We start from the raw sequence: 25,100 nt of genomic DNA, 5'->3' as shown, positions 1-25,100 counted from the left end.
TTACACTTACTCCAAAATTTCCGAAACCACACCAGAACCAACAGTTCTACCACCCTCTCTTATCGCAAAACGCAACCCCTTATCCATTGCTATTGGTGCTTGCAATTCTACTTCTACACTCACATTATCTCCTGGCATTACCATCTCCTTCCCATCTAGCAATTTTATGCTCCCAGTTACATCCGTTGTCCTTAAATAAAACTGTGGCTGGTAATTCGCAAAAAATGGTGTATGCCTTCCTCCTTCTTCTTTCTTCAATATATATACCTCCGCATTAAATTTCTTATGCGGCGTTATTGTCCCCGATTTTGCTAATACTTGCCCTCTTTCCACCTCCTCTCTCTTTGTCCCCCTTAGTAATATCCCTACATTCAGCCCCGCACTCCCCTTATTCAGCAACTTCTTAAACATTTCTACACCAGTACATATCGTCTTTTGCGTCGCTTTTAGACCTATTATCTCTATCTCATCACCTGTTTTTATCTCTCCCTTTTCTATCCTTCCCGTTACTACCGTCCCACGCCCCGATATCGAAAATACATCTTCGATTGGCAATAAAAATGGTAAATCTACAGGCCTTGGTGGAATCTCCACATATTCATCTAATTTTCCCATCAATTTGTCTATTGATTTCTTTCCATATTCACTGCTATCATCCTCCAGCGCCTTGAGTGCTGAACCAACTATCACAGGTACTTCATCCCCCGGAAATCCGTACTTGCTCAGCAACTCTCTCACTTCCATTTCCACTAAATCTATCATATCAGCATCAGCAACATCAGCTTTATTTATGTATACCACAATATATCCAACACCCACCTGCTTTGCCAGCAATATATGCTCTCTCGTTTGTGGCATTGGCCCATCAACCCCCGACACCACCAATATTGCTGCATCCATCTGTGCTGCACCTACTATCATATTCTTTACATAATCAGCGTGCCCAGGACAATCAACGTGTGCATAATGCCTTTTTTCCGTCTGATATTCAACATGCGCTGTTGCTATTGTTATTCCCCTCTTTCTTTCTTCTGGCGCTTTATCTATTTGATCATATGCTATAAAGTTCCCGTAATGTTTTGTTATTGCCGCTGTTAACGTTGTCTTTCCATGATCCACATGTCCTATCGTTCCCACATTTACATGCGGCTTGTCAAATGCTTCTACTACTGCTGTCATAATTTTAACTCTTCTATCTAAAATACAAATACATCAATAAATAATATGTTGATTTTATATAAATACAACAAAAAAAAGAGCGGATAGTGGGAATCGAACCCACGTCACTAGCTTGGAAGGCTAGAGCTCTACCATTGAGCTATACCCGCACAATGGAGGAGGTAGGATTCGAACCTACGTACGCTCACGCGGACAGATTTACAGTCTGTTACCTTTAACCACTCGGTCACCCCTCCACAAAAATTTGTTAAGAGAACACTACCTTAACTCAAGCTTTTATTGTATTTAATACTAAACGCCTAAAATTAAAAAATCAAGCAATAAAACCTACTCTGATTAAAATCACGCAGATTTCATTTTATACAACACAATATTATCAATAAAACGTCTAAACAAATAGTGCGAATCATGCGTACCTGGAGCTTCTTCTGGATGATATTGCACAGAAAAGACTGGGTAATCCTTAATCATTATTCCCTCTACAGTATTATCAAATAGAGAAATGTGAGTAATCTCAACATTACTTGGAAGAGAAGCTGAATCAACAACAAAACCATGATTTTGGCTAGTTATCTCAATTTTTTCACTCTCTAGATCACAAACTGGATGGTTACTCCCTCGGTGACCAACATCCATCTTGACGGTCTTTGTCCCCAAAGTAATCGACAATAATTGATGGCCCAGGCATATACCAAAAATTGGTATTTTAGACTTTATAATAATGTCTATTTCTGAAATTACACTCCCTCCTATCTCTTGCGGATCACCAGGACCATTTGAAAGCACTATACCATCTGGATCCATGTTTAATACTTTTTGAGCAAAACCTGTACCTGGTCTAATTAATTCAACTGTACAACCAAGTTCTATTAAGCGCGAAACTATACTAATTTTTACGCCAAAATCAACAATTACAACCCTATATTTTGCATTAAGGTCACTTTTTTTAAATTTACTATGCAAGCTGACTTTATTGGTTATTTCTATTCCATCTACAGATTTGTATTCCTTTAATTCATTTAATATATGTACCTCACTTGACGGACATATCATTCCATTTTGAGATCCATGTTCTCTCAAATGTCTCGTTAAAGCTCTAGTATCAACTCCTGATATCCCAATTACGTTATTTTTCTCTAACCAATCATTTAAACTGATATATGAAGAAGGGTGGGACATAGAAGAAAGTTCACGCATAACCACACCACTTGTAAAAATTTTCTTTCCTTCATTATCCTTATGGTTTATTCCAACGTTACCAATATGAGGAAAAGTGAACGCTATTATTTGATCAGCAAAAGAAGGATCAGTTATAGTATGCTGATAACCGGTCATACCAGTGGTAAAACAGACCTCACCTATGCACTTGCCTTTTTTACCTACTGATTTTCCCCAAAAGCATTTACCATCTTGTAGAATTAAAACTGCGTCCTGCACTTCATTATCTATTTAACTGATTCAAAACAGTATACAAGAATTTCAAATAATACGTAACTCTTTCTAAAATTCCAAATTTAACCACGAGGCAGCGAAGAACAACATGAAAAAAACTTTTAACGTGCCCTTTCATAAAATATGTTGACTATCTCCGTATTTTATATTAGATATACTCCGGCAGTTATGAAATGGAGGTTTATTATGTCAAATGAAATCCAACCTAAAAATAAGTTACTAATTGTAGGAGCTGGCTTACTATTCTTTGCGATGGTGTTCCCATCATTTTTTCTCTTAGCAAAAATAGCCATAGGATTAGCTATGATCGCAATTGCAACAATCGCGGTAAAAATTGCCTCAAAAACAATATCAAACGTTCTTGAAGAGAAGGAAGTAGGTCAAAATCAGGCAGCACAACAAACAACACAAAGTAAAATTATAAACCTAGCTATTGGATTAACATCTATACTTGTAGGAGGATTATCACTATTCATTATAGCACAAACTGGCTTAATTGCAACATGTGCAGCTATAACCGCTTTAGCTCTATACGAATATATTAAAGATGAAGAAACAGGTAAGACTATAAATGATAAATTCGATGAAATAGCTAACAACACAACTGAGTTTTGTGTGGACAGCATTGAAAAACTTATTCCATCACAAAGCTGCGGAGTGTGACCTTTTAGAAGTAATAATTAAATTTAAAAAAAAACACGGACATTGTTTTCATTAGGAAAACCCAATAAAAAACGGCCCATCTTACAGCGTTTAAGTTTGCGCTGTACAATTGCAATAAAAATTACTTGACAGATTTTGACAGCTGCTATCTCCCTCCTTTCCTGGTAAGCTATCTTTTATCCTCTCCCACTGCTCGTCCTTCAAGTCATATAGCATCTTTTACTTTCCGCAAAAGTACTATTATAATTCTATTATCTTGAATGTCTACACTGCCTAGAGACTAATCCTTTTTTCCTCTCCTTTCTTATCTTATTTTTTGTTCACATAGACTAGCATGATCAAAATTATCAACTAATGGATTTTCGCAATAACGTCAATAGCAGCTACACCTTTTAGCAGGTCTATAGTTGAATTTGAGCGTTCTATAAGTAGCAACAAATAAATATAACTTATTTTTTTCTATATAACACTGTTAGCCGAATAGATATTCGCTTGACGTTTCTATGCCTTCATTATCATTAGTAATACTCAAGGAAAAACTAAACTTAATAAGATTTGGAAGCATATTGTTGTTCCATGATTCACGTAATGCTGCTATACCTTCGTTACAGATATCGTCATAAAGTAAATTAAATTCTTTGATATTTGAAAAACTACCATCCTTTAGCGCATTCATTAATATTACTCCACTTTCAATATCAATATCATTAGAAATTAAATCAAGTTTAACAAGATTTGGAAAGTTACCATTCTTTAACAATTTAGTGATTGCTATTGAACCTTCTTCACCAATAATGCTAGAAGTTAATTTACACTCAGTAATATTTGGAAGATTAATATTCTTTAATGCTAACCCCCTCCGGCCAACCTTTCTGCTTCATTACGTGAAATCAATGCCTCAATAAATTCATCTAGTTCACCTTCTTTTATAATCTGCTCTAATCGATGTGAAGTTAGATTAATTCTATGATCTGTAATTCTTGATTGTGGAAAGTTATAAGTTCTTATACGTTCAGAGCGATCTCCAGAGCCAATTTGACTTTTTCTCATTGTTGACCTTTCCATTTCTTTTTTTTGTCTTTCAATTTCATATAGCCTTGCTCTCAAGACTTTCAGTGCTTTAGCTTTATTTTTGTGCTGCGATTTTTCGTCTTGCTGTATTACAACTATTCCTGTTGGCAAGTGGGTTACCCTTACTGCACTATCAGTAGTATTCACTGATTGCCCTCCAGGGCCACTAGATCTGTAAACATCTATTCGTAAATCTTTCTCTTCTATTTTAAAGTCAACCTCTTCAACTTCAGGTAGTATTGCAACGGTGGCTGCTGAGGTATGTAGCCTTCCTGAGGATTCAGTTTCTGGTACTCGCTGTACTCTGTGTACTCCTGACTCAAATTTTAGCCTTGCAAAAACTTCTGTTCCGTTAATAAGTGCAGAAGCTTCCTTATAACCACCTATACCTGTGTTAGAAATACTTATTGGCTCGAATTTCCAATTTCTTCTTTCTGCATATTTTTGGTACATACGAAACAATATTGCTGCAAATAGCGCTGCTTCTTCTCCTCCTGTACCTGCTCTGATTTCTAATATTGCGTTTCTTGAGTCATCTTCATCTTTTGGCAATAGCGCTAACTTTAGCTTGGCTTTTACTTTTGGTAATAGTATCTTTTGCTTCTCAAAAAGTTCTTCTTTTGCTAACTCTTTTATATCATTTTCGCTATTTTCATCTTTCATTATTTCTTCTAAATCTGAAATTTCCTCTTTCAGTGTATTATATTCATCGATTATCTTGATGATTGGTCTGAGTTCAGAGTATTCCTTTGAAAGACTAATGAATTCTTTTTGACTCAAATTGGTAGGACTTTCCAAACTCCTCTCTATCTCATTAAATTTTTTTTTTAAGTCTTGTAAATTATTCTCTATATCCATATAACACAGTTTCAACTGTTTAAGTAAGTAATATATACTGAAATAAAAAATTTCTTATATCAAGCAATAACACTATAATTACCTAGGATATTTCTACCTGAACATAATGGCAAGACAGATAACATCAAGCTGCAGCTTCATATTTGGAGCTTCAGACAAAAAATCATTACCAGATGAATCAGCTCCAGAGATTGCGTTTGCTGGTAGATCAAATGTAGGAAAATCGAGTTTGATCAACTTACTGATAAATAGCAAAAAAGCTGCAAGAGTTTCCTCTAAGCCTGGATGCACTAGACAAATAAATTTTTACTCTATGTACAATGATAAGTTCAGGATTGTCGACCTACCGGGATATGGCTATTCTCGTGCAAGCAGGGAAGAAGCAATACGATACTTAAATCTAATTGAGTATTATCTAATTCAAAGGAGAAATCTAAGAAGAGTGTTTGTGCTTATAGATAGCAAGGTAGGATTAAAAGAAATAGACAAAGACTTTGTTTATTGGTTAATATGTAATAACATTAACTTTAACATTGTGTTAACAAAAATAGATAAAGTGAGTCAGGAAAGCCTAGATGCTACTCTAGAAAGCACTCAAAAGTGGATTAATAATGAGCATGTGTCAATTCATCAAATAAGCATCTGTGTTAAGCATAAAATAACCAAGGTAAGAGATGAGTTTTTCAAGTTTACAAGATAAAAAAATGAAGAGCGATGAATTTTCAAATAGTGAGATACCATTTAAGCAAAAAGCAGAAATATTACTTGAAGTGCTGTCTAGCATACCTAGCTTTGTAGGCGAAACTTTTATCATCAAATGCAGCAGTGTAACAATCTCAGATAAAACGCTGCTTAATGCTTTTGTGCATAATATTGTCCTGTTGAAACAGCTTGGTATAAATCCGGTGATAGTTCATGACGGAGAATATGAAATTAACTCAGCGTTAAAAATGCTAGGTATGAACAATAAGCTTGTAAATGGTGTCAGACTTACAGACAAAAGCACTATGAAAATCATTGAAATGGCACTATGTGGTTCAGTTAATAAAAAAATTGTTCAGCATATAAATTCTGCCGGTGGTTCAGCTATTGGATTATGTGGAAAAGATGGCAACCTCATAAAAGCTGAAAAGACAAGCACTACGCTTAGGGAAAACAGATTAAATAATATTGAAAAAATACTAGACATGGGATTTATCGGTAGACCAACTGAGATCAATCCTGATATATTATTTTTTATTGAAGAATCAGATTCTATACCAGTTATTGCACCTATCGGTTATGGAAAAAATGGAGAAACATATCATATTGATGCCGATAGAACTGCAAGTGCAATTGCAATTGCAGTTTCCGCGTCTAAAATGATAATCTTGAGTGATACGGATGAAGAAATAAACGCAATTGGCAATGGAAGAGTCTTGATTAAAAGTTTAAATGCATCAATTGATCGTGGCAAAATTAAAGGAGAAAAACTTGTTGAAAGGCTTATGGCATATACTAAAATGGTGGAAGAATGTGCTGGAGTTGTTCACATAGTTAATGGTAGAATACCTAACATTATGCTTGATTTATTTACTAAGAATAATTCAAGCATATCAATCATGGATGATTTAGTACTGCCTATAACGATATGAACGTTGGAAATTTGGGAACCACTATTTAAATATATATTTATTTTTGTTACAATATTCTTATTTCCATCATATCATTTGATGGAAATTTTCAGTCTTATGCACGACTTTATTTACATTTTTATTTGATTAAAAATTGCATTTTAGCAATAAAAAACTTATTTATTGTAGGAAAACTTGTGTTTGTTCTCACATAAAGCTATTTATGGAGTGATAATGGATGTATTATACTTACATTTCTGGTTCGGAATTTTATGCAGTTGTTTCTAACAAGATTAGTCAACAAGTTTTATTGTTTAAAGATGAGAAACAAAGTTATTATTATTACTAGTGCCATTCTTATTTTACTATTTGTTGTCAATAATGTGTTTTTGAGGAAGAATCAAACAGTTCATAGTGATAATACAACTAATAGCTTTTCAGTAAAAACTCAGGAATATACGCCACAAAACCGCACTATATATTTAAATTCTTCTGGTACAGTAAATCCCTTGCATAGGACCAATCTTATCTCAAGAACAAGTGGTCAAGTTATTGCTGTTTATTTCTCTGATGGTGAAAAGGTAAAGAGAGGTAATGTAATTTTAAAGATAGAAGATTATGACAGAGTTGAGCAAGTTGAAAAAGCCAAAGCCTTATTAAAGCAATGTGAAATTGAGTATCATTCCTCTCAAACATTGAATAAAAAAGGCTATGGAGCACAAATACGAGTGGAAGCAGCTTTTACCAGATTGCAGAGTGCAAAAGCTGACCTAAAAAGGCTAGAATTGGATTTAGAAAATACTGCAGTTAAATCTCCTATTGATGGTTATATTGATAAAATCAATGCAAACGAAGGGGATTTTGTTAATGCTGGGCAAAAAATAGCTGAAGTGGTTAATTTCGATCAAATTCTTGTAGTGTTATACGTTTCGGAGAATGAAGTAAATAAAATAGAGCTAGGCAGCACAGCTCAAATTAATTTACTGGACGGAAAAGAATTGGCAGGTGAAGTAAGTTTTATTACTAAAATTATTGAGCCTAGAACTGGATCCTATAGAGTAGAGGTAAAGGTAACTGATAATGAGATTATATCCTTGCAAGGACTTACTGCTAGTGTAAGTCTACCTTCAGGCAAAAGGTTTGCATATAAAATTCCTTCTTCAGCCTTGAGCTTAAGTGATGATGGTGTTCTTGGAATAAAGATTGTTGATGACAATAATTATGTAGTATTTACACCAATAGAAATTGTTGATCATGAAAACGATGGGGTTTGGATAGTAGTAAATAACGAAAATAAGCCTATAAAGTTAATAACATTGGGCCATCTATTTGTTAAGCCTGGTGATAAGGTTTAAGTTTGGGAACTTATTCCGAAATAATCTTTTTTTCCTTTAATAAATTTTGTAATTCACCTTTTCCATACATCTCGCGGGTTATGTCACAGCCACCAACAAACTCTCCCTTTATATATAATTGTGGAATTGTTGGCCAATCAGAAAAACTTTTTATAGACTGACGTATTTCATCATTCTCGAGCACGTTGATGCATTTAAACTTTACATTCAACTTTTTGAGAATTGACACCACGAGTCCAGAGAATCCGCATTGAGGAAAATCAAAGGTGCCTTTCATATACAACACTACATCATTTTCTGCTATATCTTTTTTTATTTGTTCAAAATTGCTCATAAATTCACCTTAATTTTAAGCGCTAGTTTCTAATTGCAATGCATGTATAGACTGACCTTCAAGAGCTTTATATACCATTCTATGTTGTTCTATTTTTGTCTTGCCGGAAAAACACTTGGAAGTTATTTTTAAATGGTAATGATCATCATCTCCAGCAAGGTCCTTAATCTTTATATCAGCATCAGGAAATGACTGTTTGATAATTTTCTCTAATTTATGAATTACAATAGTCATAAGTTTATTTTAATTATAAGTCTAAAATATGCAATTGATTATTGTGAAGACAATAGATCCAGCGTATTAAGAACACTAGCAAGACGAGATTTTAATTGATCTTCATATTCACTCCAATCTTGAATTTTCTTTCTTGCAACACCTGAGTCAATCGCGGCTTTTGCAACAGCAGGAGATACTATAGAAATTAATCTTGGGTCAAAAGGAGTAGGTATTATATATTCACGTCCATAGCTCATTTTACGACCACCATAGGCTGCAGATATCTCATTCGGCACTGGCTCGCGAGCAAGCTTTGCTATTGCATCTGCAGCAGCAATTTTCATTTCATCATTTATTGTCGTTGCATATATATCAAGTGCCCCTCTGAATATGTAAGGAAATCCCATTACGTTATTGACTTGGTTGTTATAGTCTGACCTACCAGTTGCAATTATTGCATCTGGCCTTACAGATTTTGCAAACTCAGGCCTTACTTCTGGATCAGGATTAGCAAGAGCAAAAATGATCGGGTCTTTACCCATGCTTTTTAACATCTCTTCGCTAAGCACATTTTTTGCAGATAGTCCGATGAATATATCAGCGTCTTTTATGGCATCGAGTAGAGAACGTTCTTTAGTGTCAGTTGCATATTTTTCCTTCCACTCATTCATGTCCTCTCTTCTGTCTTTGTGTATTACTCCTTGTTTGTCACATAATACTATGTTCTTAGCACCCATGGACTTTAGTATTTCCAAACACGCAATACCAGCTGCTCCAGCTCCATTCATGATGATCTTGACATTCTCTAATTTCTTTCCAGCAATATCGAGGGCATTTTCTATACCAGCTGCAACAACCACTGCAGTTCCGTGTTGATCATCGTGGAACACTGGAATATCCATCAATTCATTTAGACGTTTCTCTATTATGAAACAATCAGGAGATCTTATATCTTCTAGATTTACCCCCCCCCAACTTGGTCCAAGATACCTTACTGCATTGATGAAATCTTCTATATTTTCTGTGTCAACTTCTATATCGACTGCATCAATGTCAGCAAAACGCTTAAATAAAACAGCTTTGCCTTCCATGACGGGTTTTGAAGCAAGAGGACCGATATTACCAAGCCCAAGCACTGCAGTGCCATTTGAAATAACAGCTACATAATTGCTTTTTGCCGTGTAATCATAAACAGCTTCAGGATTTTTAGCTATTTCAAGGCATGGAGCTGCAACACCAGGAGAATAAGCAAGTGATAGATCATACTGTGTACATAAGGTTTTTGTTGGTATAATCGACACTTTACCAGGCTTATCACTCCTATTATGATACTTAAGTGCTTCTTGTTTTGCGGTATTATCTAAATCATCGTTCATTCTTATGTTTTAAGCTCGTATTTTTTAAGTATATGGAGTTTTTATGAATGTTCAATTGTAAACTATTAACTTGTGAACTCGATTGTATTTCTATATAAATTTATCTACTACACAGCAGCCAAGCAACAAATTGCTGGTTACACCAAAGAGAAACTCATTCATTCAGAAGAGCTACTTGAGATCATAAGAGAACAGCTAAATAAGGATGATGTGAGGATTTTAACTGATACAATTGAGGTGTAATATTATTCCAGTGGATATTTATGCTAAGCACAATCAGAAGAAATAATTGAAGGAGAGAGGAACCCTGAAAAACTAGCTGAATTTAGAAGTTCGAATATGAAGAACGATAAACATACTATAGCAAAAGCATTAACAGGCGATTATAGAGAAGAACACTTGTTTGTATTGAAATAAGAATATGCAGCATATACTTTTTTTCAAACCGAATGTGATAAAAGCATAGAAAATTGCTATAAAATATTTGAAACAAAGTCTGATGAGAGTAAAGAGTTAGGTAAGGAAAAAAACAAATCTAGAAGAGGCAGACCAAACTTCACCTTGCGTGAGGAATTATATCGGGTAACTGGCATAGATTTTACTAAAATTCCTGGACTTGATATACTGACTGTGCAAACTATTATTTCAGAAATTGGCATTAACCATAATAAGTGGCGATCAGAAAAGCACTTTACTTCATGGTAAGCATCGAACAGGCAAAACCTGTCAAACCAAAAAGAAACTCCCTAATTTAAGTTTTTAGTAATTTGTTGGTATAATTGCGTAGGAAGCACTTCTGCAGTTATGACCGATATCCCAATGGTGTCACAGTGCCCGTTGGTTAGCATGGTTTTGAAGGTGACGGTTAAACCATTGATGGAGTCTATTCAGACTACCTCGTTTAGGAGAGTGCCTTAATTTTACCGTCTCAAGCTGAAGCGCTTCTTCAATGATAAATTATATACTAAAGGTATAAAATGGCAAAAGTAAAAAATAAGTTGGAAGTAATGAACCCTAATGCGGCAGGAATAGACATTGGCTCATCTGTACATTATGTATGTGTTCCAGAAGGAAGAGATGAGCAACATATCCAAAAGTTTGGTTGTTTTACAGTGGATCTGCATAACTTAGCAAAATGGTTGAAGAAGTGTGAAATTAAAACGGTAGCTATGGAATCAACGGGAGTATATTGGATTCCTTTATTTCAAATACTTGAATCATATGGATTTGAAGTAAAATTAGTAAACGCGCGGCATATTAAAAATGTACCTGGTAGAAAATCTGATGTTCAAGATTGCCAGTGGTTGCAACAGTTACATAGCTATGGACTGCTCCAAGGATCATTTAGACCAGATGATCAAATTTGCGTACTGCGTGGCTACGTCAGACAACGTAATAATCTAATCAGAAGCGCAAGTACACACACTCAACGCATGCAAAAGGCATTAATTCAGATGAACATTCAGTTACATAAGGCAATTAGTGATATTAACGGTGTAACAGGTATTAGGATTATTGAAGCGATAATTGAAGGTGAAAGAGATCCTGAAAAATTAGCTGAATTAAGGGATGGACGAATAAGAAATGATAAATCTACTATTGTAAAGGCATTAACCGATGACTACAGAGAGGAACACTTGTTTACACTTAAGCAAGAATATGAAGCATATACTTTTTTCCAGGAACAAATAAAGGAATGTGATAGAAGCGTTGAAAGCTACTATAAAACATTTGAAACAAAATCTGATGAGAGCAAATCAACAAGTAAAGCACAAGGCAAGCAAAAAAATGATCCAAACTTTAATTTGCATGAAGAATTATACCGGGTTATCGGGATAGATTTTACTAGATCCAGGATTCAGTGTACTAAGTATACAGACCATAATCTCAGAGACTGGTATCAACCATAACAAATGGCCAACATTTTCGTCTTGGTTGGGGCTGAGTCCTGGTAATAAAATCACTGGAGAGAAAGTGTTTAGCACGAAAACTTGTAAAGTCGTAAATCGTGCTGCAAATGCCTTACGGCTTGCTGCACAATGTGTATCAAAAAGTAATACTGCTCTTGGTTCACAATGCAGAAAGTGGAAAAAACGACTGGGAGCTCCAAAAGCGATCACTGCTATGGCAAGGAAATTAGCATGTATCTTTTATAATATGCTAAAGTATGGACAAGAGTATGTCGAAAAAGGAATTGATTCTTACGAAAAACTTTATCAAAACAGGGTTATGAAAAATCTGAGTAAAAAAGCTTCTGAATTTGGCTATATCCTGGTAAAAAAAGACGAGTTAGTTCAAGGAGTTTCTTAGGAGAGCTTAGTTTCTTGATTTTAAACCACTTTATTAAGATTAAGTGGGACTAGTGCGATTCGAACGCACGGCCTTCGGATTAGGAATCCAACGCTCTATCCTACTGAGCTATAGCCCCGTGTCTTCTACTATTTATGCAAAATTATAGCAAAAAGTCTCTAATCTTCCTAGTTCTTCTGTACAATTAATTCATAATAGTAAAAAATATTTCTGTATTTTTTGAGTGTAATACTGTTATATTTAATAACACGGTTCCAATTGAAAGATTAATGCTAGTTAACAATATTAGTTATTTTTATAATAATCAAGATGGCTTTGCTTTAAACGATATAAACATTAAGGTAAAGAAAGGAAGTATTGCCTGTTTACTAGGACATTCTGGCTGTGGCAAGTCAACAATTTTAAAATTAATCGCAGGAATAGAAAATCCAAAATATGGAACCATTATTATAAATGATAAATTAGTTGCAAGTAACAAAGTATCAATTGCGATAGAGCGTAGAAATATCGGATTGATCTTTCAGCATTCTGCATTATTTCCTCATAAAACAGTAATAGAGAATATAACTTTTGCTATTTGCAGTCCTTCTAAGAAAGAAAAATACTTTACTGCATTGGAAATCTTGAAGCTATTTAATATAGAAAAATATGAAAACATGTACCCTCATGCTTTATCAGGAGGACAGCAGCAATTAGTTGCAATAGCAAGAGTAATGGCACAAAATCCTGATGTTGTTTTGCTCGATGAACCATTTTCTAATTTAGATATACTGCTCAAATACCGAATAAGACAACATATATTGTCATTTTTTAGAAGTAAAAATATTCCTGTACTCATGGTAACTCATGACCCACAAGAAGCGTTGAAAGTTGCAGATTTTATTTATGTAATGAAAAACGGTAAAATTATTCAATCAGGAGTCCCCAGCTATATATATAATAGGCCTAAAGATGATACGTTAGCAAAGTTTTTTAGTGAGCTTCCTCTTACTCTACAGCTAAACGAAACCTAATCTCTTCAAGCTAATCTGAAGCTGTTATAAAATAGATCGAAAAATTTTGACCTATAATTAAATAAAGGTGATATAATTCATGTGTTACTTGGCTTCAGTCAGGTTTTAATATCTAAAAGTTAATATTTTCAATGGAGGTGAAAATGAGTTTAGGACCATGGCAATTGTTTTTAGTCTTAATAATAATCTTAGTTCTGTTTGGTGCAGGCAGACTACCGCAAGTTATGGGTGATTTAGGAAAAGGCATTAAAAACCTTAAACAAGAACTTAAGGATTCAGAGAAACTATCATCTAACGAGCCAGATCGTTAGCGTCTCCATACTCCATAACACGCACTAAGGTGCGTGTTATTTGTTCAAAGTATCGCTATTTTCTACTTAATTCTTTCCTCTGGTTTTTCTAATACCGTTAAAATGCTTTATAGAAATTTTCGCAATCACTTTATATGACATACAAACAAGTTCTGTAGTGAAAAAAATGCAATCACTGTTATTAATAAATTTTTATGTGTATTACGTTGATAATGTAGAAATAAAGTTATTTAAATGTGAGGTATGAAAATGAGTAAAAATAACAATCAACAATACAAAAACTATTCTGAAGATTATAATGGTAAAATAGGTATTGACACTAATGGACAAAAGTTTCAATTAATCAAAAACAACTCAAATCCTGTATACAATTATGAAGTTCGTGATATGGATGGGAATCATATATATAACATTAGAGAACAATGTATACCAAAATTCTTTAATAAGATATATAAGCCTGCAGAGTCAAAGATTTTTGATAAAGCACCAGAAGCTATAGAGGAAGTATTACAAAAAGTATTTTCATTTCAAGATGAAGATATAAAATATAACATAAGGTATGACGACATGTCATCACAAGAGAAATTCCAAATTCAAAAGGACATTCATACTGCTTATGAAAATTTTAAAAAATTGTTTGATGTAAACAAACCTGAAACAACTTTAAATTTAGAAGTTAATGTTTTTAACAACAAGAATGATTACCAGAAATATAATGAATTAGCTGGCATTGACGCAGATAATGCTTATGGTGCAACTGATGGTAAAGCGATAGTAGTATACAAATTTGCCGGTATGGACTTTGTTTTAGGTCATGAGCTGGGCCATGTGTTCCAAAATGAGCTATTAACAAGTATGAAGAATTCATTAGACTCTGAATTAGTTGGAAATTTGATTGGGAGTCAAGTAGAAAAAGAAAACAAAAAAGATATAGATAGTGGAGAGATAAAAGAATATCAAACTGAAGAGTATGAAAATCCAGCTCATAACGAGGTTAGAAAAAGCGATGAAGGTGATAAAAATATAGTGGAGGAAGAGGAAATAGAAGGAGATAAACTATATAATAACAAAGAACTCTATAGAGAAAAAAGAGAAGTGCAAAAAGAAGCTGCTAAGCTAGATGAGAATACAGAAGAGAGTCAATCTACACAAACAAGTGAACCTGGTATATTTTCATCTCTTTTTAGAAGTTTTATATCATGGGTGTTTGGTACAGGAGAAGAAAGTGAATCTATCGAATTGTCGCAGAATTCATTGTATTCTGATCAATTAAGTAATGACTTGGACGAAAGTCATTATTCTCAATCAGATACTAATAATATACTATAACTTTTTTAGGTAGTTTAACCCTTGCGTTATATACACGCAAGGGAAACCTGTTTGAACTTCATCTCCACCAACTGCAAGTATAATGATAAAATAAAGATGTGTATTGAAACAAAGCAATAATTGTGTTATGAATTATTTTTACTAAAAGGCAGCTGTGCAAAAAAGTGAGAAATTAATTAAAAGTAAAAAATTGGCTTCCGATATTCTAAAAGAGGTTGCAGATACTAATAACAATGCTAGTGATAAAGTAACATTGTTCGATATTAAGACAGCTTTGCATGAGCGCGGTTTTGGTATTTTAATAATCATCTTCTCCTTACCACTATCGGTACCTATACCTGTTCCACCTGGCTACACAACTATTCTTTCTATACCTTTAATCTTATTTGCGCTGCAGCTTCTATTTGGGTTTGATTCTCCTTGGATGCCTAATTGGCTAGAAAGAAAATCTTTTCAACGTTCAACACTAGCTCTTGTGGTAGAAAAAACTTCACCTGCATTAAAAAAAATAGAAAAGTTCATGAAACCAAGAATGTCTTTCATTTTTTACGGGCCTGGCGAAAAAATTTTAGCTTTTATAATGCTGCTTTGTGCATTATCAATAGCTCTTCCATTACCTCTTACTAACTTTATTCCCGCAATTGGCACAACTCTCATTTCACTGGGTATTATGAGCAAAGATGGACTTCTCTCTATACTGGGAGTTTTATTATCTTTATGTGGGCTATTACTTACTCTTGTTGTCATAGTCAAAGGACCACAACTTATAATCGGAGCATTTTCTTTTCTAAAAAGTTTTATATATGGTTAGGCTTTACAACACTTTAACAAAAAAAAAAGAGTTCTTTATACCAATCAATCAAGATCATATAAAAATGTACGTCTGCGGACCAACGGTATACGATACGGCACATATAGGCAATGCACGTTCTATTGTTGTTTACGATGTGTTATTTCGACTGCTTAAATTTTGTTATGGTAAAGTTACTTATGTGCGCAATATAACCGATATCGATGACAAAATAGTCAATACAGCAAATGAGAAAAGTAGTAATATAGAAAGTATCAGCGCATATTATACCAAAGCTTTTCATGAAGACATGAGAAGCATAAATTGTGCAGAACCAACATATGAGCCAAAAGCAACAGAAAACATAAATAATATTATCAAGTTAATTAAGTCTTTGCTGCAATCTGGTCATGCCTATGAATTCAATAAACATGTATATTTTAGTATAGAGTCTTATCCTGAATACGGTGCATTATCAGGAAAAAAAATTGATGAATTGGATCATGGCAGTAGAGTTGAAGTTGATGAAAGTAAAAGACATCCAGGAGATTTCGTACTGTGGAAACCTGCAAATGATACTGACTATAAACTTTCAAGTTACTGGAGTAGCCCATGGGGAGAGGGAAGACCGGGATGGCATATAGAATGTTCAGCAATGTCATATGCTTACCTTGGCAAAGATTTTGACATTCATGGCGGCGGTATAGACTTGCAATTTCCTCATCATGAAAATGAAATCGCTCAGAGTAAGTCTGCATTTGCTGGATCAATTTTTGCGAAATATTGGATACATAACGGTTTTCTTACGGTAAATGAAGAGAAAATGAGTAAATCCTTACTTAATATAGTTAAAGTAAGGGATTTGCTAGATAGTGGAATAAAGGGTGAAGTAATACGTTATGCGCTGCTTAAAACTCACTACAGAAAACCACTTGATTGGACAGAAAATGTCATCTCTGAGTCGCAAGAAACTTTAAACAAGTTTTATCGATTATTACGTGGTACATGTGTTGAGGAAAGTAATGCGGAAATCTCTAAAGATTTTATAGAGGCTTTAAAAAATGATTTAAATATTCCTGAAGCTTTGGCTACATTGCATGAAATGGCCACAGAGATCAATAAAACGAGTAATGAAAATGAGAGGCTAAAATTAACTGAAAGTTTTATCAAGACTGCACGATTTATTGGTCTTCTCGAATCAAGTTATCAAGAGTGGTTCACTGCTGGTGTGAGTCATCAAGAAATAGAAAGATTGATAGACTTAAGAAAAGTAGCAAAACAAAACAAAGATTATGATACTGCAGATAAAATAAGGGAGCAGTTGAAACAAATGGGGGTTACAATTTCTGACAATGAAGACGGTACAACGACTTGGTAAATTCATATGGAAAATTATCTGCTGTTGTTCACAGATAGACTAGTATCATCGCTTATCTTACCCATACATCAAGGTTTTGTACTTTACACTATGTTATGCTTTAGGTCACATTACAATCCACTACTTATATTACTTTTTGGAGTATTGGGATCCAGTCTTGGTGGAATAGCTAACTGGTATTTAGGTAGAATAACAATTTTTATCAGGAGATCATACCACAAATTAGAGAACGAAGATAAAACACCAAAAATCGTAAGGAATCTACTGATCTGTACAGTTGCATTATTTTCGTGGACACCAGCGCTTGGAAGTGTGATTGAGATTTTATCCGGTTACTTCAAGTTAAACCTTTATATTCTTGTTCCCTTAATTATTTTATCTAACTTCCTCTGTTTATTGTATCTAATATTTACCATTTAGCGTAGTGATCAACTCGCTTGTAAACATATAGCTTCCTAATAAACATTTAAGAATTATTGAACAATCGAAAACATAATCAATAGCACAACTCAGCATCCTCCTACTTTATATGTTAAATTAAGTCTTACAAAGTAGTAATATAAAAACGTATAGAAAAAGAGGAACCGTTTTCTCCTACCTTTTATTATTTAGTGCATATCAAATCTACAACAAACAAATTTCCTTCCGGTCATATCGAGCTAAGTTTCTTTTTCACACTACCTTTTAAAATGCTTTCATTAGTTTTTGTCATAATACGATCAAATACTCCTAATAATCTCTTAAGTAAGCTTGGAGTTAGCGAAGAGATAGGATTAACAGATACGTTATTGTTCTTATCATCACCATTTGCTTTGTAGTCTATTGAAATAATCCCCCTACTTTTCCCACCAGTAAGAAGTTTTCCGATTATAGGGATTTTTAACAAAGATTTGTTAATTGAGTATGCTGGTATTACTTGTCCTTCAACCTGGAATTTATAATCCTTAATATCGAGCCTGCCACTAGTGCTAATGCCCAATTCCGCTCCTTCAAGCCAAGACTCTTCAATTTCAATAGTGCCATCTTTATATGAAAAAGGTGCATTACACTTATAAAAATGCACACCTTCGTTTTTTATAGCATTTACAATACCAGGCAGCGAAGACATCGATAGTAAAGTAGTAAGCAGTGAAGCATCTTTGATATAGAAATTGCTGATAGATAGCATGCCGTAATGTTCCCCTTTTTCTCTCTGAGAAGATAGATAAAAAGATAATTTGCCGTCTTTAATTGATTTACCAATACCTAAAGAACGCAAAAGCATACCCGAATTATCCGAATATATTTCAAGCCCTATTTCACTATATTCTGCTAGTATATTACTGTTATCTTCCAAAAACTGTCCTATAAATTGACTTCCATTGCAATTACCTTTAGTGCAGGTTACATTCAGCTTAGCATTTTTGATCACAATGCCTTCTTTCATGATGACATTGTCAACATTCATATTAATTTCTACATCTTTGTTTAATCCATGATTGTTTTTGCCAAGCAAACCTAAAATATCACTTAAGTTGATTTCCTTGCCATAAATAGTTACGGCGTTTTTCTCTTTACCCAGCTCAATTTCTACATTAAGATCGTTGCCTGGCAATTCAAATTTGCTAGAACTTAAATACAAATTTCCATCCTCTACTTTTCCGCTGAACTTCATGTCTAAGTCATTTCCTACAACGTCTAGTTTGTCTATTAACAACTCACTTGCTCCTTTTAACTTTACAGAGAACAAAACTTTATTGTGATCTTCAAAGCGATTTTTCCACCCTAAATAACTTGAACGTGATTTAAGCTCTGATAAATCTATACTACCATTAATATATCCCGTTTTATCTTGATTTACCACTGATTCTATATTTACATTGATGTAGCCATTATCGAAATTAAGTACTTGAGCAGGTAAATCTCCGATTAAATTCCAGGCGAAACTTTCATTTTTGTTGCTACTTTTCAGGTCAAATAATAGCTGTGTGTTATTCACCATGCCGCTACCATTTAAATCTATAAAGTCACTACCAAAATCGAGCTTAATATCATATTGACCAAGACTTTCATTATAAGCAACCAAATTGTCAATTTCAGAATGAAATTTGGCCAAAAAATCTACCTTTTTGTCACTAGAGTTTAGATTAAAGATGCGAAAATTAAATACAGATTTTGCTATTCCATCTATCTTGTCCCTTGTAACCTTAATCATGTTGTCCAGCTTAAATCTTATAGGCTCATACAACCCGTAAGCATCACTTGTGACCTTACCATTGATAACTAGAACTGACTCTTCCTTATCGAGAAAGTTCATTTCAACACTACCACCATCAATAGTGAAATTCTGAAACTTAGCGCTATTTACAGCAATTGTGAGGTTGTTATTTTTGAGAATTAGATCACCATTTAATTCTCTCACTTGCTCAAAATCTTCATCAAATCTGACGCTGCCGTTTTCTATATCGGCAACAATTACGACGTCTGATAGATCATCATTAACTAAGCTGTTAATTTTGCCGTTGAAACTTATGATTGTATTTACAATATCCCCATCAATATTATCACAATACCATTTTTTAAATCTATTGTTCACTATACCATCTGGTACATAAGTACATAAATCTTTTGCAACAAGTCTACTAATGTTAACTCTAAACAAAGCATGATTTGTACTAAAGTTCATTTTGCCCATTAAAGAGAGATACGTGCCGTTTAAGTTAAAATGAAAGTTTTTTACACTAATTACTCCATTACTATATGTCAAATTTACATTTACATTAGTTATAGCTAAGTTTTTATTCTGATGATTATCTGTGTTTAATATGTATATGTTCCCATCTACAACTTCATCCTTTCCATTAATTTTCATTGAAAAGCTTCCTTTGAAGCCTACATCTTTGTCTAAGTTTTGAACTAATGTGGAAAACTTGCTAAATAGTTTCAGTTTTAGGTTATAAAATCTCCCATACACATTCAGTAAATTATTGCGATTTTTTATCGTAATAGATAAATCATCTAGAAATCCCTTTTCACCTTTTGTATAAACACGAATGTCTAAAATATTAAAATCTTCTCTTTTTCCGATATATAATTTATCAATAAAAAATTCATCTTCTGTGTTTTCGTTGATAGCAATGTTAGTGATTTCAATTCTTGAGTCTGCATTTAAGTCAAAAAAGAATTTCCTTATTGTTTTTACTGAGTTTTGCAGATTGAAGTTTACTGCTTTAAAGTCAGCTTTTTTCTGATTGATACATACATGCACATTATCAGCTGAAACTTGAGAGAAATTTATGCTAGTTTTAAATAGAGAACTTAACTTAAAATGTGCGGAAAGCTCAGGTATTTTTATAGTAAAATCAGGATTTGTTATTTTTAAATCTGTAATGACTAGTTTGCCATCTTTCTGCCAAATAACCGAGGTACTCTCCATGTTGACATCCGAATTGGCAAATATTTTCGATATTTTTTTCTTTGTGTAAAAATTAATATAACTAATATTAATTTCTAAAGAATCCTCACCTTTAAAAAAGATAAAGAAGCAAAATATGAATAATAAAATTATAGAAAATGATATAGTGATTTTTTTAAGCATCGATTATTGCTTTTCTTGCTAAACTGTCGGCCTCCTCGTTATATTTATCACCATTATGCGCTTTCACCCACTTCCAGTTAATCTCGTGTTGCAAAGCAACATTGTCCAATTTTTTCCATAATTCAATATTTTTTACTGACTTCTTATTACTTGTCTTCCAACCGTTCATTTTCCACTTATTTATCCACCCTGTTATACCATATTTAACATAAAGGCTATCCGTATACAAACTGATATTACAAGGAAATTTTAATACCTTCAGTCCATTGATCACCGCTGTTAACTCCATTTTATTATTTGTGGTATTTTCTTCTCTACCATAAATATCCTTTCTATGATTTTGAAACAATATGATCGCTGCCCACCCTCCTGTCCCTGGGTTACCAGAACATGCTCCATCTGTGTATATTGTCACTTCCTTTTTATTCATCTTTAACTGTAATGAATTAATAAAGTATAACGTTGCTTCTATAAAATCACAATTTTTATAGATATAGAGGCAATTTAAGCCTAACCTTTAAATTTTATTGTAGAAACAAAAAAAAGTGCTACAACGAGCATTATTAGAAGAGAAAGTAAAAGATAGTTTTTGTGTTCTTTCATAATCAAAATAAGTCAATAGAACAAAAAATAATACTAGCAAACAGAAAAAATAGATAAGAAATTGAGTAAGAAAACATTTTTTTCTGCGAGCTATGACTCTTAAGCCTTATAACGGATGCAGCAAACCAAATAAAAACACAACCTTCAATAATTGCCATACTTAGGTAAATCAGGGTCTTTTTCAAAAATAATGCTGGAAATAAGCTAATTAATACCAGCAACACGCTGTAGATTAATATATACTTTCTTGTTTTTTCCTGGCCATGGATAACATTAAACATTGGAATCGATGCTTTTGCATAATCCTCAGATCTATTTAAAGATAGAGCCCAAAAATGTGGTGGAGTCCACATAAAAATTATTAAAAATAAAACGAAACTTTCCCAACTTACAGAGTTAGTCACAACTGCCCAACCTATCATTGGAGGAAAAGCACCTGCTGCACCACCGATAACAATATTTTGTGAAGTGCGCCTTTTGAGCCAAACTGTATACACGAAAACATAAAATAATATGCTAATTGCAAGCAGAGTAGCAGAAACATAGTTCACTGCTATTGCCATGATAAATACTGACAATATCCCAAGAGTTATACCAAACTCAAGCGCGCTTTCTGCAGAAACTCTACCTGAAGGTATAGGGCGATTTTTTGTTCTCTCCATAAGTAAGTCTATGTCTCTGTCATACCACATATTTATCGCACCTGCAGACCCTGAGCCAAGAGCAATGCATATCAGAGATATTAGTGCAAGAAAAGGATGAATGCTACCTGGCGCAGCAATGATTCCAGCAACTGCAGTAAATACTACAAGGTACATTATCCTTGGCTTCAGCAAATGCCAAAAGTCCAATATTGTCGATTCAACGCTTAACAAAGCACTTATGTACACTTTATTTTACCACTGGTGGCTTTTCAAAAGTATGAAAAGGTGGTGGTGAAGATACCGTCCATTCCAAGGTATCACCTCCCCAAGGATTATTTCCAGTTTTTTTACCCCATTTAAAGAGATGTATAACTATAAATATAAAAAACATAACTGAAACAAAGGACATATATGAGCCAATTGAGGATATATAATTCCAAGGAATAAACGCATCAGGATAATCTGGTATACGCCTTGGCATACCAGCTAAACCAAGAAAATGCTGAGGTAAAAAGGTAATGTTAGTGCTAATGAAAGTGAGCCAAAAGTGGATTTGACCTAAGCGCTCATCATATTGTTTACCTGACATTTTGCCTATCCAATAATAAAAGCCAGCGAAGGTTCCGAATAAGGCAGCCAGTGACATAACATAATGGAAGTGAGCAACAACATAATAGGTATCGTGCAAAAGCTTATCTATTCCACCATGAGCAAGAATTATTCCGGTTATGCCACCACCAACAAACATAAAAATAAAACCTAGTGCAAATAGCATTGGTGTCTTAAATTCAATCGCCCCACCCCACATAGTTGCAATCCAACTAAAGACTTTTACACCAGTTATAACACCAATGAAAATTGTGCTGGTGCTAAAAAATATAGCAGCATCTTCGCTAAGCCCAACAGTAAACATATGGTGAGCCCAAACCATGAAGCCAAACGCTGCTATGCCTATCATTGCATAAACCATTCCTTTATAGCCAAATACTGGCCTATGGGAAAAAGTTGATACGACTTGGCTTATGATGCCAAATGCAGGAAAAATAATTATGTAAACTTCTGGATGACCAAAAAACCAAAACAGATGTTGAAATAACACAGGATCACCGCCACCAGCAGGATCAAAAAAGGAAGTACCTATATTACGATCAGTGAGCAGCATAGTTATAGCACCAGCAAGTACCGGTAAGGCAACAATTAACATAAATGACGTTAGTAAAACAGACCAAACAAATAGTGGCATCTTAGTGAGTGACATGCCTTTTGCACGCATATTGAATATAGTGACTATAAAGTTGATCGCCCCAACAATTGATGACATACCAGCAACATGAAGTGCAAGTATAGCAAGATCAACTCCTGCACTTGGGTGAGACATAATTTGCGACAAAGGTGGATATAAAGTCCATCCTGTTCCAGGACCTTCACCTGCAAACACCGAGAGGATGAGCAAAATAAAAGATGACACTAATAACCAAAAACTTAAATTATTCATACGAGGAAATGCCATGTCTGGCGCACCAATCATGAGAGGCACAAACCAATTACCAAATCCTCCCATTAGAGCTGGCATTATCATAAAAAACACCATTATTACTGCATGTCCTGTAACCATCACGTTATATAATTGATAGTTACTGTTAAGTATATTAATGTGCATTAGTTGAGTACGAATAATCACTGATAATAATCCACCAATAATTCCAGCTAATATGGAGAAAACAATGTACAGTGTTCCTATGTCTTTATGGTTAGTAGAAAATAGCCAACGTCTTATACCTTCTGGTACATCACTCATATTTATACTCCAAATTTAACTCACTAATTTTTTATTTTCGATCCACTTATTAAAATCCTCTTTACTCACTGCCTCAACAACAATTGGCATAAACCCATGGCCTGGACCACACAATTCATAACATTGCCCATAATAAATACCGTGCTTTGTAACATTAAACCACGCCTCATTTAGCCTACCTGGTATTGCATCAATTTTTACACCAAAAGCCGGTACTCCCCAGCTATGTATTACATCTCCTGCTGTCACTTGCAAACGAACGTTAGTATTGACAGGTAAAACAACGTTATTATCAACAGAGAATAGTTTCAAATCCCCTTCGATAAAGTCGTCTTTTCCTTTAATATAGCTGTCAAATGAAACACCTTGATATTCTGGGTACTGATAACTCCAATACCATTGATGGCCAATAACTTTCAGTGTAATGTCAGCTTTTGGCACTTTCTCCTGTAGTTTAATTAATTCAGCATTTTTAAAAGCCAGTACTCCAACAATAATCGTTGGTATAACAAACCAGACAATTTCTAAAAAGATATTATGACTCGTTTTACTTACATTTTTCACTTTACTCTTACGAAAACGAAATACTACATAAGCAAGCAGTGTCCATACAAAAAGCATGATTGCAATCATTACACTCATCACAAACGAATGTGACTTAACTACAACCTCCATTATCTCAGTTGCAGGTGCAGGAAATCCAAATTGCCAAGAAGTAGGAGCAGAAGCAGCTGATATGTTTGAGTAAAACATTATCAATAATGCAAATAACTTCACCATATTCTTTGCTGTAAAACTAACTATATAATAGTATATATAAACTTACTATGCAAATAGAGATTAATGATGATTAATGTTTTTTTAGCATTTAATAAGTATAATAATACAATACTAACTTGAGGAAAAAAGCATTTACATGAATCTATTTTAAGTTAAAATATTATAATATTTTTGATTAAGTATTTACTTTAAGAAAATTCTATAATAAGTTTAATAGTGTCTGTTACTGCTAATAACCCTCTAGCCTCACACCTAAAAGCAGTAACAGACACTATTAAACTTTATTGCAAATTTACTTATCTATAATTTATTGAGATAAAAACCTTAATAACCCCTTTTAATAACATTATTCCTTAGTTATATTATATACTTGAGCTTACTAACTAACCTTTAATACTCACGTTAGCATCTATATCTTGAACCAAAGTTTTACATATTATAGAAAATAAT

At 33.9% G+C, this 25,100-nt stretch carries 23 protein-coding genes, 3 tRNA genes and 2 pseudogenes; 13 read left to right on the top strand and 15 right to left on the bottom strand.

The annotated features are described in order from the left end of the window. Window positions 1-6: 6 nt before the first annotated feature. The 4 genes from tuf to carA all read right to left on the bottom strand — a co-directional run bounded on the left by tuf (window position 7) and on the right by carA (window position 2,616). The gene (tuf, locus tag ABLO99_RS01380; RefSeq protein ID WP_349967923.1) at window positions 7-1,179 is read right to left on the bottom strand and encodes an elongation factor Tu; all 1,173 of its coding nucleotides are present in this window, start codon (window positions 1,177-1,179) and stop codon (window positions 7-9) included. Window positions 1,180-1,257: 78 nt separating this feature from the next. Beyond that, a tRNA-Gly gene (locus ABLO99_RS01375) sits at window positions 1,258-1,328 on the bottom strand. A 4-nt stretch (window positions 1,329-1,332) separates the two neighbouring features. Continuing rightward, window positions 1,333-1,415 (bottom strand) — tRNA-Tyr (locus ABLO99_RS01370). Between the two features lie 106 nt (window positions 1,416-1,521). Further along, window positions 1,522-2,616, bottom strand: coding sequence for a glutamine-hydrolyzing carbamoyl-phosphate synthase small subunit (carA, locus tag ABLO99_RS01365; RefSeq protein WP_349967921.1), 1,095 nt, complete (start codon window positions 2,614-2,616; stop codon window positions 1,522-1,524). Window positions 2,617-2,817: 201 nt separating this feature from the next. On the opposite strand from carA, the gene ABLO99_RS01360 reads away from it, so the two are divergent. Further along, on the top strand, window positions 2,818-3,294 hold the full coding sequence (locus ABLO99_RS01360) for a hypothetical protein (protein WP_349967919.1): 477 nt from the start codon (window positions 2,818-2,820) through the stop codon (window positions 3,292-3,294). Window positions 3,295-3,766: 472 nt separating this feature from the next. Here ABLO99_RS01360 and ABLO99_RS01355 read toward each other — a convergent pair whose 3' ends face one another. Together ABLO99_RS01355 and prfA are read right to left on the bottom strand one after the other, a co-directional pair. After that, window positions 3,767-4,054, bottom strand: coding sequence for a hypothetical protein (locus ABLO99_RS01355; RefSeq protein ID WP_238580360.1), 288 nt, complete (start codon window positions 4,052-4,054; stop codon window positions 3,767-3,769). Window positions 4,055-4,143: 89 nt separating this feature from the next. Further along, on the bottom strand, window positions 4,144-5,223 hold the full coding sequence (gene prfA / locus ABLO99_RS01350; protein ID WP_349967916.1) for a peptide chain release factor 1: 1,080 nt from the start codon (window positions 5,221-5,223) through the stop codon (window positions 4,144-4,146). 106 nt (window positions 5,224-5,329) lie between these two features. Between prfA and yihA the strand changes: the two genes are divergently transcribed. The 3 genes from yihA (at window position 5,330) to ABLO99_RS01335 (ending at window position 8,191) form a co-directional block, all read left to right on the top strand. Then, window positions 5,330-5,923, top strand: a complete 594-nt coding sequence (gene yihA, locus ABLO99_RS01345; protein ID WP_349967915.1) for a ribosome biogenesis GTP-binding protein YihA/YsxC — start codon at window positions 5,330-5,332, stop codon at window positions 5,921-5,923. A gap of 4 nt (window positions 5,924-5,927) precedes the next feature. Beyond that, complete coding sequence (gene argB, locus ABLO99_RS01340) at window positions 5,928-6,857, top strand: acetylglutamate kinase (RefSeq protein WP_349968546.1); 930 nt, start codon at window positions 5,928-5,930, stop codon at window positions 6,855-6,857. Window positions 6,858-7,156: 299 nt separating this feature from the next. After that, window positions 7,157-8,191 (top strand): efflux RND transporter periplasmic adaptor subunit, encoded by a 1,035-nt coding sequence (locus tag ABLO99_RS01335; RefSeq protein WP_349967913.1) that lies wholly within the window; start codon window positions 7,157-7,159, stop codon window positions 8,189-8,191. Window positions 8,192-8,201: 10 nt separating this feature from the next. Here ABLO99_RS01335 and grxD read toward each other — a convergent pair whose 3' ends face one another. The 3 genes from grxD to ABLO99_RS01320 are packed head-to-tail and all read right to left on the bottom strand — an operon-like array spanning window position 8,202 to window position 10,117. Beyond that, window positions 8,202-8,525: a Grx4 family monothiol glutaredoxin gene (gene grxD, locus ABLO99_RS01330; RefSeq protein WP_349967912.1), complete on the bottom strand. Its 324-nt coding sequence runs from the start codon at window positions 8,523-8,525 to the stop codon at window positions 8,202-8,204. A gap of 15 nt (window positions 8,526-8,540) precedes the next feature. Continuing rightward, the gene (locus ABLO99_RS01325; RefSeq protein ID WP_047758942.1) at window positions 8,541-8,759 is read right to left on the bottom strand and encodes a BolA/IbaG family iron-sulfur metabolism protein; all 219 of its coding nucleotides are present in this window, start codon (window positions 8,757-8,759) and stop codon (window positions 8,541-8,543) included. Window positions 8,760-8,797: 38 nt separating this feature from the next. Further along, a complete protein-coding gene (locus ABLO99_RS01320) occupies window positions 8,798-10,117 on the bottom strand; it encodes a malic enzyme-like NAD(P)-binding protein (RefSeq protein ID WP_349967909.1) in 1,320 nt (439 codons plus the stop codon). 72 nt (window positions 10,118-10,189) lie between these two features. Here ABLO99_RS01320 and ABLO99_RS01315 point away from each other — a divergent pair, with 72 nt between their 5' ends. From ABLO99_RS01315 to ABLO99_RS01305, 3 genes and pseudogenes are all read left to right on the top strand, one after another. After that, window positions 10,190-10,360 (top strand): hypothetical protein, encoded by a 171-nt coding sequence (locus ABLO99_RS01315; protein WP_153295440.1) that lies wholly within the window; start codon window positions 10,190-10,192, stop codon window positions 10,358-10,360. Between the two features lie 36 nt (window positions 10,361-10,396). Then, window positions 10,397-10,819: pseudogene (locus ABLO99_RS01310) on the top strand (IS110 family transposase); the annotation flags it as partial. A gap of 275 nt (window positions 10,820-11,094) precedes the next feature. Then, window positions 11,095-12,427: pseudogene (locus ABLO99_RS01305) on the top strand (IS110 family transposase). 44 nt (window positions 12,428-12,471) lie between these two features. On the opposite strand, the gene ABLO99_RS01300 reads toward ABLO99_RS01305, so the two are convergent. After that, window positions 12,472-12,545, bottom strand: a tRNA-Arg gene (locus tag ABLO99_RS01300). Between the two features lie 151 nt (window positions 12,546-12,696). Here ABLO99_RS01300 and ABLO99_RS01295 point away from each other — a divergent pair. The 6 genes from ABLO99_RS01295 (at window position 12,697) to ABLO99_RS01270 (ending at window position 17,668) form a co-directional block, all read left to right on the top strand. Further along, window positions 12,697-13,440: an ABC transporter ATP-binding protein gene (locus tag ABLO99_RS01295; RefSeq protein WP_047758943.1), complete on the top strand. Its 744-nt coding sequence runs from the start codon at window positions 12,697-12,699 to the stop codon at window positions 13,438-13,440. Between the two features lie 143 nt (window positions 13,441-13,583). After that, entirely contained in the window at window positions 13,584-13,751 is a 168-nt protein-coding gene (locus ABLO99_RS01290; protein WP_006013840.1) for a twin-arginine translocase TatA/TatE family subunit, read from the top strand. A gap of 249 nt (window positions 13,752-14,000) precedes the next feature. Continuing rightward, entirely contained in the window at window positions 14,001-15,080 is a 1,080-nt protein-coding gene (locus tag ABLO99_RS01285) for a hypothetical protein (protein WP_349967904.1), read from the top strand. Between the two features lie 154 nt (window positions 15,081-15,234). Beyond that, window positions 15,235-15,891: an exopolysaccharide biosynthesis protein gene (locus ABLO99_RS01280; RefSeq protein ID WP_047758945.1), complete on the top strand. Its 657-nt coding sequence runs from the start codon at window positions 15,235-15,237 to the stop codon at window positions 15,889-15,891. Continuing rightward, complete coding sequence (cysS, locus tag ABLO99_RS01275; RefSeq protein WP_349967902.1) at window positions 15,884-17,248, top strand: cysteine--tRNA ligase; 1,365 nt, start codon at window positions 15,884-15,886, stop codon at window positions 17,246-17,248. The genes ABLO99_RS01280 and cysS overlap by 8 nt, the downstream gene beginning before the upstream one ends. Before the next feature lie 6 nt (window positions 17,249-17,254). Then, window positions 17,255-17,668, top strand: coding sequence for a YqaA family protein (locus tag ABLO99_RS01270; RefSeq protein ID WP_114517227.1), 414 nt, complete (start codon window positions 17,255-17,257; stop codon window positions 17,666-17,668). 229 nt (window positions 17,669-17,897) lie between these two features. On the opposite strand, the gene ABLO99_RS01265 is transcribed toward ABLO99_RS01270, so the two are convergent. The 5 genes from ABLO99_RS01265 to coxB all read right to left on the bottom strand — a co-directional run bounded on the left by ABLO99_RS01265 (window position 17,898) and on the right by coxB (window position 24,650). Further along, on the bottom strand, window positions 17,898-20,825 hold the full coding sequence (locus ABLO99_RS01265) for an AsmA-like C-terminal domain-containing protein (protein ID WP_047758947.1): 2,928 nt from the start codon (window positions 20,823-20,825) through the stop codon (window positions 17,898-17,900). Further along, window positions 20,818-21,255: a ribonuclease HI gene (rnhA, locus tag ABLO99_RS01260; RefSeq protein WP_349967900.1), complete on the bottom strand. Its 438-nt coding sequence runs from the start codon at window positions 21,253-21,255 to the stop codon at window positions 20,818-20,820. Before rnhA ends, ABLO99_RS01265 begins: the two co-directional genes overlap by 8 nt. Window positions 21,256-21,430: 175 nt before the next feature. After that, on the bottom strand, window positions 21,431-22,318 hold the full coding sequence (locus tag ABLO99_RS01255) for a heme o synthase (protein ID WP_349967897.1): 888 nt from the start codon (window positions 22,316-22,318) through the stop codon (window positions 21,431-21,433). Window position 22,319: 1 nt separating this feature from the next. Further along, window positions 22,320-23,870 carry a cytochrome c oxidase subunit I gene (gene ctaD / locus ABLO99_RS01250; RefSeq protein WP_047758950.1) on the bottom strand — a complete coding sequence of 517 codons (1,551 nt, stop codon included), beginning with the start codon at window positions 23,868-23,870 and terminating at the stop codon, window positions 22,320-22,322. Between the two features lie 15 nt (window positions 23,871-23,885). Beyond that, window positions 23,886-24,650 (bottom strand): cytochrome c oxidase subunit II, encoded by a 765-nt coding sequence (gene coxB, locus ABLO99_RS01245; RefSeq protein ID WP_349967895.1) that lies wholly within the window; start codon window positions 24,648-24,650, stop codon window positions 23,886-23,888. Window positions 24,651-25,100: the final 450 nt, after the last annotated feature.

This window comes from Wolbachia endosymbiont of Armadillidium arcangelii (assembly GCF_040207875.1).
Lineage (GTDB): Bacteria > Pseudomonadota > Alphaproteobacteria > Rickettsiales > Anaplasmataceae > Wolbachia.
The sequence above is the reverse complement of the archived record's forward strand: the minus strand, read 5'-3'. Positions and strand labels throughout refer to the sequence as shown.

What these genes read in the sequence shown, in the direction of transcription:
- tuf (WP_349967923.1), bottom strand. Translation starts at nt 1,179, where the DNA reads ATGACAGCAGTAGTAGAAGCATTTGACAAGCCGCATGTAAATGTGGGA.
- ABLO99_RS01325 (WP_047758942.1), bottom strand. Translation starts at nt 8,759, where the DNA reads ATGACTATTGTAATTCATAAATTAGAGAAAATTATCAAACAGTCATTT.
- ABLO99_RS01360 (WP_349967919.1), top strand. Translation starts at nt 2,818, where the DNA reads ATGTCAAATGAAATCCAACCTAAAAATAAGTTACTAATTGTAGGAGCT.
- cysS (WP_349967902.1), top strand. Translation starts at nt 15,884, where the DNA reads ATGGTTAGGCTTTACAACACTTTAACAAAAAAAAAAGAGTTCTTTATA.
- rnhA (WP_349967900.1), bottom strand. Translation starts at nt 21,255, where the DNA reads ATGAATAAAAAGGAAGTGACAATATACACAGATGGAGCATGTTCTGGT.
- ctaD (WP_047758950.1), bottom strand. Translation starts at nt 23,870, where the DNA reads ATGAGTGATGTACCAGAAGGTATAAGACGTTGGCTATTTTCTACTAAC.
- ABLO99_RS01265 (WP_047758947.1), bottom strand. Translation starts at nt 20,825, where the DNA reads ATGCTTAAAAAAATCACTATATCATTTTCTATAATTTTATTATTCATA.
- ABLO99_RS01290 (WP_006013840.1), top strand. Translation starts at nt 13,584, where the DNA reads ATGAGTTTAGGACCATGGCAATTGTTTTTAGTCTTAATAATAATCTTA.
- coxB (WP_349967895.1), bottom strand. Translation starts at nt 24,650, where the DNA reads ATGGTGAAGTTATTTGCATTATTGATAATGTTTTACTCAAACATATCA.
- ABLO99_RS01285 (WP_349967904.1), top strand. Translation starts at nt 14,001, where the DNA reads ATGAGTAAAAATAACAATCAACAATACAAAAACTATTCTGAAGATTAT.
- yihA (WP_349967915.1), top strand. Translation starts at nt 5,330, where the DNA reads ATGGCAAGACAGATAACATCAAGCTGCAGCTTCATATTTGGAGCTTCA.
- ABLO99_RS01270 (WP_114517227.1), top strand. Translation starts at nt 17,255, where the DNA reads ATGGAAAATTATCTGCTGTTGTTCACAGATAGACTAGTATCATCGCTT.
- ABLO99_RS01320 (WP_349967909.1), bottom strand. Translation starts at nt 10,117, where the DNA reads ATGAACGATGATTTAGATAATACCGCAAAACAAGAAGCACTTAAGTAT.
- prfA (WP_349967916.1), bottom strand. Translation starts at nt 5,223, where the DNA reads ATGGATATAGAGAATAATTTACAAGACTTAAAAAAAAAATTTAATGAG.
- argB (WP_349968546.1), top strand. Translation starts at nt 5,928, where the DNA reads ATGAAGAGCGATGAATTTTCAAATAGTGAGATACCATTTAAGCAAAAA.
- ABLO99_RS01335 (WP_349967913.1), top strand. Translation starts at nt 7,157, where the DNA reads ATGAGAAACAAAGTTATTATTATTACTAGTGCCATTCTTATTTTACTA.
- ABLO99_RS01295 (WP_047758943.1), top strand. Translation starts at nt 12,697, where the DNA reads ATGCTAGTTAACAATATTAGTTATTTTTATAATAATCAAGATGGCTTT.
- grxD (WP_349967912.1), bottom strand. Translation starts at nt 8,525, where the DNA reads ATGAGCAATTTTGAACAAATAAAAAAAGATATAGCAGAAAATGATGTA.